The organism is Aeromonas sp. WP2-W18-CRE-05, assembly GCF_014168615.1.
Lineage (GTDB): Bacteria > Pseudomonadota > Gammaproteobacteria > Enterobacterales > Aeromonadaceae > Aeromonas > Aeromonas caviae.
Genome location: NZ_AP021917.1, coordinates 4,725,578 through 4,735,000, shown reverse-complemented (window position 1 = coordinate 4,735,000; position 9,423 = coordinate 4,725,578). Strand labels below are relative to the sequence as shown.

5 protein-coding genes and 2 rRNA genes (1 of these 7 running past the window's edge) are annotated in these 9,423 nt (G+C 59.8%); 3 read left to right on the top strand and 4 right to left on the bottom strand.

The genetic code is table 11. The features are described 5' to 3' along the window. Together H7R73_RS22175 and rrf are read left to right on the top strand one after the other, a co-directional pair. A 23S ribosomal RNA gene (locus tag H7R73_RS22175) occupies positions 1-1,415 on the top strand (it extends 1,474 nt beyond the left edge of the window). Between the two features lie 123 nt (positions 1,416-1,538). Further along, positions 1,539-1,653: ribosomal RNA gene (gene rrf, locus H7R73_RS22170) — 5S ribosomal RNA — on the top strand. Positions 1,654-1,754: 101 nt separating this feature from the next. Here the strand turns inward: rrf and H7R73_RS22165 are convergent. The 3 genes from H7R73_RS22165 to ilvY all read right to left on the bottom strand — a co-directional run bounded on the left by H7R73_RS22165 (position 1,755) and on the right by ilvY (position 5,611). Continuing rightward, the gene (locus tag H7R73_RS22165; RefSeq protein ID WP_042864724.1) at positions 1,755-4,328 is read right to left on the bottom strand and encodes a bifunctional acetate--CoA ligase family protein/GNAT family N-acetyltransferase; all 2,574 of its coding nucleotides are present in this window, start codon (positions 4,326-4,328) and stop codon (positions 1,755-1,757) included. Positions 4,329-4,418: 90 nt separating this feature from the next. Beyond that, on the bottom strand, positions 4,419-4,610 hold the full coding sequence (locus tag H7R73_RS22160) for a hypothetical protein (RefSeq protein WP_010676124.1): 192 nt from the start codon (positions 4,608-4,610) through the stop codon (positions 4,419-4,421). Positions 4,611-4,717: 107 nt separating this feature from the next. Continuing rightward, positions 4,718-5,611, bottom strand: coding sequence for an HTH-type transcriptional activator IlvY (gene ilvY, locus H7R73_RS22155; protein WP_010676123.1), 894 nt, complete (start codon positions 5,609-5,611; stop codon positions 4,718-4,720). Between the two features lie 193 nt (positions 5,612-5,804). Between ilvY and ilvC the strand changes: the two genes are divergently transcribed. Beyond that, positions 5,805-7,286: a ketol-acid reductoisomerase gene (ilvC, locus tag H7R73_RS22150; RefSeq protein WP_039041087.1), complete on the top strand. Its 1,482-nt coding sequence runs from the start codon at positions 5,805-5,807 to the stop codon at positions 7,284-7,286. Between the two features lie 163 nt (positions 7,287-7,449). Here the strand turns inward: ilvC and pgi are convergent, their stop codons facing one another. Then, positions 7,450-9,099, bottom strand: a complete 1,650-nt coding sequence (gene pgi, locus H7R73_RS22145; protein WP_103243929.1) for a glucose-6-phosphate isomerase — start codon at positions 9,097-9,099, stop codon at positions 7,450-7,452. Positions 9,100-9,423: the final 324 nt, after the last annotated feature.

The window sequence follows — 9,423 nt, the reverse complement described above, 5'->3', positions numbered from 1 at the left end:
TAGGCAAATCCGGAGACACAACACTGAGACACGAGACGAACGCACTACGGTGCGGAAGCCATTGATGCCCTGCTTCCAGGAAAAGCCTCTAAGCTTCAGATTACAAGTCATCGTACCCCAAACCGACACAGGTGGTCGGGTAGAGAATACCAAGGCGCTTGAGAGAACTCGGGTGAAGGAACTAGGCAAAATAGAACCGTAACTTCGGGAGAAGGTTCGCTCTTGATGGTGAAGTCCCTTGCGGATGGAGCTGTCGGGAGTCGCAGTGACCAGATGGCTGGGACTGTTTATCAAAAACACAGCACTCTGCAAACACGAAAGTGGACGTATAGGGTGTGACACCTGCCCGGTGCCGGAAGGTTAATTGATGGGGTTAGCGCAAGCGAAGCTCTTGATCGAAGCCCCGGTAAACGGCGGCCGTAACTATAACGGTCCTAAGGTAGCGAAATTCCTTGTCGGGTAAGTTCCGACCTGCACGAATGGTGTAACCATGGCCATGCTGTCTCCACCCGAGACTCAGTGAAATCGAATTCGCCGTGAAGATGCGGTGTACCCGCGGCTAGACGGAAAGACCCCGTGAACCTTTACTACAGCTTGGCACTGAACATTGAACCTACATGTGTAGGATAGGTGGGAGGCTTTGAAGGCGTGACGCCAGTTGCGCTGGAGCCGTCCTTGAAATACCACCCTTGTATGTTTGATGTTCTAACGCAGGGCCCTGAATCGGGCTCGCGGACAGTGCCTGGTGGGTAGTTTGACTGGGGCGGTCTCCTCCCAAAGAGTAACGGAGGAGCACGAAGGTTGGCTAATCCTGGTCGGACATCAGGAGGTTAGTGCAATGGCATAAGCCAGCTTAACTGCGAGACGGACAGGTCGAGCAGGTACGAAAGTAGGTCATAGTGATCCGGTGGTTCTGAATGGAAGGGCCATCGCTCAACGGATAAAAGGTACTCCGGGGATAACAGGCTGATACCGCCCAAGAGTTCATATCGACGGCGGTGTTTGGCACCTCGATGTCGGCTCATCACATCCTGGGGCTGAAGTCGGTCCCAAGGGTATGGCTGTTCGCCATTTAAAGTGGTACGCGAGCTGGGTTCAGAACGTCGTGAGACAGTTCGGTCCCTATCTGCCGTGGGCGTTGGATGATTGAAGGGAGTTGCTCCTAGTACGAGAGGACCGGAGTGAACGAACCTCTGGTGTTCGGGTTGTCACGCCAGTGGCACTGCCCGGTAGCTAAGTTCGGAATCGATAACCGCTGAAAGCATCTAAGCGGGAAGCGAGCCCTGAGATGAGTCATCCCTGACCCCTTGAGGGTCCTAAAGGGCCGTTGGAGACCACAACGTTGATAGGTGGGGTGTGTAAGCGTAGCGATACGTTGAGCTAACCCATACTAATTACCCGTGAGGCTTAACCATACAACACCCAAGAAGTGTTTCTGGCCTTGTAGCGAATGAGCGAACTACTTACGAATTCAGTGGTAATGACAACGCAAACTAGCGAAGTCGTTATACACATCAGCTTTCTGGATTAAGAATTTGCCTGGCGGCAATAGCGCAGTGGAACCACCTGACCCCATGCCGAACTCAGAAGTGAAACGCTGTAGCGCCGATGGTAGTGTGGCATTCGCCATGCGAGAGTAGGACACTGCCAGGCACCCAATACAAGAAACCCCGCTCACTCGAGCGGGGTTTTTTATTGCCTGAAGTTCACGTTATCCATCCATATCTGGTTGATTTACCACCACGATTGTATCGTTATACAACCTGATCAGCACAGGGCAGCTCCATGTTGACTATCCCATCTTCCAGCTGAATATCGATCTTGAAACCGAGCCGTTTGGCCAGATTGATCATGCCGCGATTGCTGGGCATGGTCATGCCAGAGAGCTGGCCTATGCCACGCTCTCTGGCATAGCGCACGATCTTTTCCATCATCAACTTGCCGAGTCCGAGCCCTTTCAAGTCTGAGCGGACCAGGATGGCAAACTCCGCATCCGATTGATCCGGGCTGGCAATGGCTCGCACCACTCCCAGGATCTGCTGGCTGAAAGGGCCGTCCTGACCCACGGCGACGAAGGCCATTTCCCGGTCATAATCGATCTGGGTCATGCGGGCCAGCTCCTCATGCCCCAGCTCCCCTACGTCGGCGAAGAAGCGTTTGTACCTGTCTTCATCAGACACCTGCCGCACGAACTGCTTGTGGGCCGGCTCGTCTTCGGGGCGGATGGGGCGCAGCAGTACATGACTCTGATCTTTCAGCCAGGCACCCTCTTCCAGTTCGGTGGGATAGGGGCGAATGGCCAGTGGCAGCACTTGTTGTCCTCGCTCTGCCAGGACGAGCCGGGCATCCAGGATCACCATCTCTTCACCACAGGCCTGCAGCGGGTGCAGATCCAGTTCTTGTATCTCGGGGAAGGCCAGCAGCAGCTCGGAGAGCTGGCACAGCACCTGGCCGAGGGCGTCGATATCGAGCCGTACCGGACTGGCCTGCTCGCGGATCTTGCCATCCTTGAGGGCACCAATGATCTGGTAGCGAGCCAGTGCCTGGTTGAGGGGAGGAAGGGCCGCGACCATCTCGCGGGGCTCGGCACCGGATTCCCCGAGCAGGATGACGGGGCCGAAAACCGGATCCTGCTGCAAGCGGATCCGTAGCTCCAGACCCCCGCTGCGGCGTGCCATGCGTTGTACCAGAAGCCCTTCTATGCGGGCGCCAGGATCGTGCTGACGTACCCTGTCCAGAATGGCATCCGCCGCCAGGGCGACTTCCGCCGAGGTGCGTAGGTTCAGCATGACACCGTGTACATCGGATTTGTGGGCGATGTCGGGAGATCGCAGCTTCACCGCTACGGGGTAGCCGATCTGTTCTGCAGTCAGTGCGGCCTCTATGGCATCGGAAACGATCCAGGTCGCGAGGGTGGATAGCCCGGCTGCCTGCAAGATGGGATGGGCCAGGTGGGTGTCCAGCACACGCTGCTGGCGCTCCAGCGCTTGCCCAAGGAGCTGCTGGCAGCGCTCGACATCGAGCCTGTCGCCCTGCAGGGAGGCTGGTGTTTCCATCAACTGCTTCTGGTTGCGGCGATATTCCACCATGTGCATGAAGGCCGTGACGGCGCTTTCCGGGGTGCGATAGGTCGGGATGCCCGCCTCGTTGAACAGGCGTCTCCCCTCCTGGGCGGAGTATTCGCCTGCCCAGTTGGTCAGGATGTTGAATCGTCTGGCCCTGGGATGCTGCTTGATGAAGTCGATCAGGCTGCTGGCGAGGGTGACACCTCGGGCGGTGAGGGACGGTGCATGGATCAGCAGGATGGCATCGGCACTGTCCCCTTGGAGCAGCGTCTCGAGTGCACTCTTGTAGGCCTCGATATCTGCATCGCTGCCGATGTCGAGGGGCGGCATCGCCAGCTTGCCTCCCCGAGACAGCAGTACGTCTGCGGCCATGTTAGCGAGGCCGCGCCCATTGGAGAGGATGGCGAGCCGCTCCCCCTTGAGGGTCAGGGAGTGGCTCAGGGTCTCGACAGTGGCAAACAGTTCGTGGGTATCCCGGACGCGCAGCATGCCAGCCCGGCGGATGGCGGCATCATAGACATTGTCGAGACCGTTGGCCGGGTCGTGCCGACCGCTCTTGAGGATCAGGATGGGTTTGTTGCGCGAGGCGGCACGGGCGGCGGAGAGAAAGTGCCTAGCATCGTGCAGCTTGTCCATGTAGATCAGGATGGCGCGGGTCGTCCCGTCCCGGGAGAGCTGATCCAGCAGTTGGCCAAAGTCGATGTCGCAATGATCGCCCAGGGAGATGAAGGCCGAGAAGCCGATTTCGCGCTGCTTGGCCCAATCCAGGATGGTGGTGCTGACCGCTGCCGACTGGGAGAGAAACGCCACCTGTCCCGGAGTCGCTGCAATGGGGGAAAAGCTGGCGTTGATACCCTGCCCGGGGAGCAGCATGCCCATGCTGTTGGGGCCGAGCAGCCGGATGCCGTATTGCTGGCACAGATGCTTGAGCCGCAGGCGCTCGTCAGTGGAGAACTGGGCGGCCAGTATGATGGCGGCTCCGGTTCCTTTCTTGCCGAGCTCCTCGATGAGCGGCAGTACCCGTTCGCGCCGGGTACAGACGATGGCGAGATCGGGGGAGAGGGGAAGGCTCTCTATGTCCGGATAGGCGAGCACGCCAGCGATGGCCTGGCTGCGGGGGGCTACGGGTAGTATAGGGCCCTGGAACTGACCCGCCAGCAGGTGCCGGATGACCACATGGCCTGCTTTCTGCGGATCACTGGAGGCGCCGATGACGGCGATCGAGTGAGGTTTGAAGAGCCGATCCAGGCCGCTTTGTTTCATGGGCACTCCTCGTGGTGGCCCCCGGGGCGAGGGGGACGGATGGTGCCAGTCTAATACGCTTTGCGTGCGGGTACTGTGACCGATTGCGGATCACGATCTGGCCAGTGCGCTGGCGCGCAGATAAAAGCGCAGCTCCCCCTGAATGCATTGCACCGTGGCGAGGTGCCTGTCCTGGAGATAGATCTCCTGCTCCCGATCGAGTTCATGGCGCTGGACCCCGAGGCTTTGCAGATATTCTGCGAACAGGATGGCACTGCGGATTTCGACAAGATGCTGGCTCACGCTCTATTCCTTGATGGTGGCTGGATGGTGTCGGCCAGTGTCCCCTCTTCTCCCCCACTTTCATACTGATACATTTGACACTCACTGTGGCTCCGACGCCTGCCGGATCAGCGAAGGCCTCCCTGGCCGCGTGCGGTGTCCCAGAAGGCGCGGATCAGCGGCTCTTCAAGCCGCTTCTTGAGCACGGCGATGCCGACGTCGAACGCCTTGAGCGCCGGTTTGGGCTCGACCACACGCACCTTGTCCCCCATGGGGCTGTGATCGATGACGGCGGCAGGCACGACACCTACACCGAATCCGAGGGCCACCATGGCGACGATGCCCTCGTTGCCCGCCACTTCTGCATAGATGTTGGGAGCTATCCCCTTGTTGCGAAACCATTGATCACAGCGCTTTCGGGCCAGCCCCTGTTCGGAGAGGATCAGCGGCAGGCGCTCCCAGTCAGGTTCGCCCTGGGGGAACCACTGACCCTGCTGGGGGGCATTGCGGGGGGCGATGAACACCAGAGGGACTTGTTGCAGGCTGGCGAATTCCAGCTTGGACGAGAGCGCATCCGGCCTCGCTGCGATGGCGAGATCGGCTTCGTCAGCCAGGATCTTGTCCACTGCCAGTGCAGGGTCGCCGGTCTCCAGCTTGATCTCCAGCTGGGGATAACGGCGACGAAAGCGTTCCAGTACCTCGGGCAGCAGAAAGTAGCTGGCGGTGACCGAGCAGAACACCCGCAGCCGCCCTTGCAGCGGCTCGTCGCTGCGCTTGAGCTCCTGTTTGAGTTGGCGCCACTCCTGCAGCAAGGCACCGCCAAACTCCCGCAGCTTGTCACCAGCAGGGGTGAGCCGCACCGAGCGGTTGTCCCGCTCGAAGAGCACGCAGCCGGTCTCCTGCTCCAGTCGCTGGATGGCGCGGCTCAGGGTGGAGGGGCTGACCGCCATGGCATCGGCGCTTTTGCCGAAGTGGAGGGAGTCGGCGAGGTGGAGAAACAGTTCGAGATTGCGAAGGTCCATCTTTTTATTCCTGCGGCGTTGTCAGGCGCCCTGTAGCACGATGGCTCGGCGGCGGGAGATTGCGGGAAATCACATTTCAATTCCTGCAACGTACTGTTTCGAATATATCAGTTCAGGCAATAAGTGTCCCGCGCTATAGTGGTTTCGACAACGCCGCTATCCGGCATGGAATCAATCGAACGGAGCAATCACCATGGCTAACTATTTCAACACCTTGAACCTGCGTCAGCAGTTGGCCCAACTGGGCAAGTGTCGTTTCATGCAGCGCGAAGAGTTCGCGGACGGCTGCAACGTGCTGAAGGGCAAGAAGGTGGTGATTGTGGGCTGTGGCGCCCAGGGCTTGAACCAGGGTCTGAACATGCGCGACTCCGGGCTGGACATCTCCTACGCCCTGCGCAAGGCCGCCATCACCGAGAAGCGCGCCTCCTGGCAGAAGGCCACCGACAACGGCTTCGTGGTCGGCACCTATGAAGAGCTGATCCCGACCGCCGATCTGGTGCTGAACCTGACTCCGGACAAGCAGCACTCCGACGTCGTCAAAACCGTGATGCCGCTGATGAAGCAGGGCGCCGCTCTGGGCTACTCCCACGGCTTCAACGTGGTGGAAGAGGGTCAGCAGATCCGTTCCGACATCACCGTCGTGATGGTTGCACCCAAATGCCCGGGCACCGAAGTGCGTGAAGAGTACAAGCGTGGTTTCGGCGTACCGACCCTGATCGCCGTCCACCCGGAGAACGATCCCCAGGGTGAGGGCATGGCCATCGCCAAGGCGTGGGCCTCTGCTACCGGTGGCGACCGTGCCGGCGTGCTGGAATCTTCCTTCGTCGCGGAAGTGAAATCCGATCTGATGGGCGAGCAGACCATTCTGTGCGGCATGCTGCAGGCCGGTTCCCTGCTCTGCTACGACAAGCTGGTTGCCGAGGGCACTGACCCGGCCTATGCCGGCAAGCTGATCCAGTTCGGCTGGGAGACCATCACCGAGGCCCTGAAGCAGGGCGGCATCAGCCTGATGATGGACCGTCTCTCCAACCCGGCCAAGCTGCGTGCCTTCGAGCTCTCCGAGCAACTGCGCACCCTGATGCGTCCGCTGTTCGAGAAGCACATGGATGACATCATCGCCGGCGAGTTCTCCCGCGGCATGATGGCTGACTGGGCCGAAGACGATGCCAAGCTGTTCGGCTGGCGCGAAGAGACTGGCAAGTCCGCCTTCGAGAATGCCCCTGCCTATGCCGGCAAGATCGCCGAGCAGGAGTACTTCGATAATGGCGTGGTCATGGTGGCCATGGTCAAGGCGGGTGTCGAGCTGGCGTTCGAAACCATGGTGGCCTCCGGCATCTATGAAGAGTCCGCCTACTACGAGTCTTTGCACGAGCTGCCGCTGATCGCCAACACCGTCGCCCGCAAGCGTCTGTACGAGATGAACGTGGTCATCTCCGATACCGCGGAGTACGGCAACTACCTGTTCGCCAACGCCGCCGTGCCGCTGCTGCGTGAGCACTTCATGCCGACCCTGCAAGCAGGGGACCTGGGCAGTGCCCGTGCCGAGAGCAAGGCGGTGGACAACCTGGCCCTGCTGGCTGCCAACGAAGCGACCCGCAACCACCCGATCGAGAAGATCGGCCAGACCCTGCGTGGTTACATGAAGGACATGAAGCGTATTGCCGTTGGCGGTTAAGCCTTCGCTGAGCGGCATCGGAAGGGGCGGGGATGACGATCCCCGTTACTGGCTGGCTTAGACACCTGGCCTGTCGTCCGGATGATGCAAACAGACAGATTGAAGCCTATAAAAAAGCCCCGCTCATCGAGCGGGGCTTTTGCATTCTGGAGGGCGCGAGCAATCAGGCCTTCCAGGCTTTCCAGGTGTTGATCAGGCCGTTGGTGGAGCCGTCGTGGCTGGTGACGGCCTCATCGGTGCCCAGCTCCGGCAGGATCTTGTTGGCCAGCTGTTTGCCCAGCTCCACACCCCACTGGTCGAAGGAGAAGATGTTCCAGATTGCGCCCTGTACGAAGATCTTGTGCTCGTACATGGCGATCAGGGAGCCGAGGGTTTTCGGGGTCAGCTGCTTGAACAGGATGGAGTTGGTCGGGCGGTTGCCTTCGAACACCTTGAACGGCACCAGATCCTTGACCTGCTCCAGGGTCTTGCCGGCGGCCAGGAACTCGGCCTCCACCGCTTCCTTGCTCTTGCCGAAGGCCAGGGCCTCGGTCTGGGCGAAGAAGTTGGCCAGGAGCTTCGGATGGTGGTCACCGATGGGGTTATGGCTGATGGCCGGCGCCAGGAAATCGCAGGGGATCAGCTTGGTGCCCTGATGGATCAGCTGGTAGAAGGCGTGCTGGCCGTTGGTACCCGGTTCACCCCAGATGATGGGACCGGTCTGGTAGTCAACCGGATGGCCGTCGCGGTCCACGTACTTGCCGTTGGACTCCATGTTGCCTTGCTGGAAGTAGGCAGGGAAGCGGTGCATGTACTGATCGTACGGCAGGATGGCTTCGGACTCGGCACCATGGAAGTTGTTGTACCACAGGCCAATCAGGGCCAGCAGTACGGGCACGTTCTGTTCATAGGCGGCAGTGGCGAAGTGCATGTCCATCTCGAAGGCGCCTTGCAGCAGGGCCTCGAAGTGCTCGAAGCCGAGGGAGAGGGCGATGGGCATGCCGATGGCGGACCAGGAGGAGTAACGACCGCCGACCCAGTCCCAGAACTCGAACATGTTGTCGGTGTCGATGCCGAACTCGGCCACGGCCTTGCCGTTGGTCGACAGGGCGGCGAAGTGCTTGGCCACGTGAGCCTTGTCACCGGCGTGACCGAGGAACCAGTCGCGGGCGGTCAGGGCGTTGGTCATGGTCTCCTGGGTGGTGAAGGTCTTTGAGGCCACCAGGAACAGGGTGGTTTCCGGATCGATCTTCTTGAGCGTCTCGGCGATGTGGGTGCCGTCGACGTTGGAGACGAAGTGCATCTCCAGGTGATTCTTGTAGGGGCGCAGGGCCTCGGTGATCATGACGGGGCCCAGATCGGAGCCACCAATGCCGATGTTGACCACGTGCTGGATGGCCTTGCCGGTATAGCCCTTCCACTCGCCACCGATGACCTTCTCGCAGAAGCCCTTCATCTTGGCCAGTACGGCGTTCACTTCCGGCATCACGTCCTTGCCGTCAACCTCGATGGGACGGTCGGAGCGGTTGCGCAGGGCGGTGTGCAGTACGGCGCGTCCTTCGGTCATGTTGATCTTGTCGCCGTTGAACATGGCGTCGATGGCGCTGCGCAGATCGGTCTCGCCAGCCAGGTTCACCAGCAGCTTGAGGGTCTCTTCGGTGATCAGGTTCTTGGAGTAGTCGACCAGGATGTCGCCACCGAAGGTGAGGGAGAACTTGTCAAAACGCTTGGGATCCTGTGCGAACAGATCCTTGAGACGCATCTCCTTGTTGGCTGCAAAATGGGCTTCCAGTGCCTGCCAGGCCTGGGTCCGGGTTGGATTGATATTTTTCATAGGATTATCAGTCTTCCAAGTTGTGTTTGAACCTTGCAGGCAAGGCTCCCGCCAAACCTTATTATGCGAGCATTATACCGGGCACTCCGTGCGCCCCGTGTAACAGAGCATTACCAATTGTCTGCAACGAGGGAGTGTACAACCAAAACAGTGCGATTATGAGTCACTCAGTACCCCGGGATCTTGCGTTCGCGCATGCTTGTTCGGGTTGAAAACGCTTTCATTTCAAGGGGAGCGCGGCCGTGGCTCTGGAAAGCTGGCGTGACAGATCAAAGGGTATTCAACAGACGCTCATCGGACGGTTTTTTGAGCAGGCGCAAATGG

Excerpts from the sequence above, each read along its gene's own strand:
- pgi (WP_103243929.1), bottom strand. The coding sequence starts at position 9,099 with ATGAAAAATATCAATCCAACCCGGACCCAGGCCTGGCAGGCACTGGAA.
- H7R73_RS22165 (WP_042864724.1), bottom strand. The coding sequence starts at position 4,328 with ATGAAACAAAGCGGCCTGGATCGGCTCTTCAAACCTCACTCGATCGCC.
- ilvY (WP_010676123.1), bottom strand. The coding sequence starts at position 5,611 with ATGGACCTTCGCAATCTCGAACTGTTTCTCCACCTCGCCGACTCCCTC.
- ilvC (WP_039041087.1), top strand. The coding sequence starts at position 5,805 with ATGGCTAACTATTTCAACACCTTGAACCTGCGTCAGCAGTTGGCCCAA.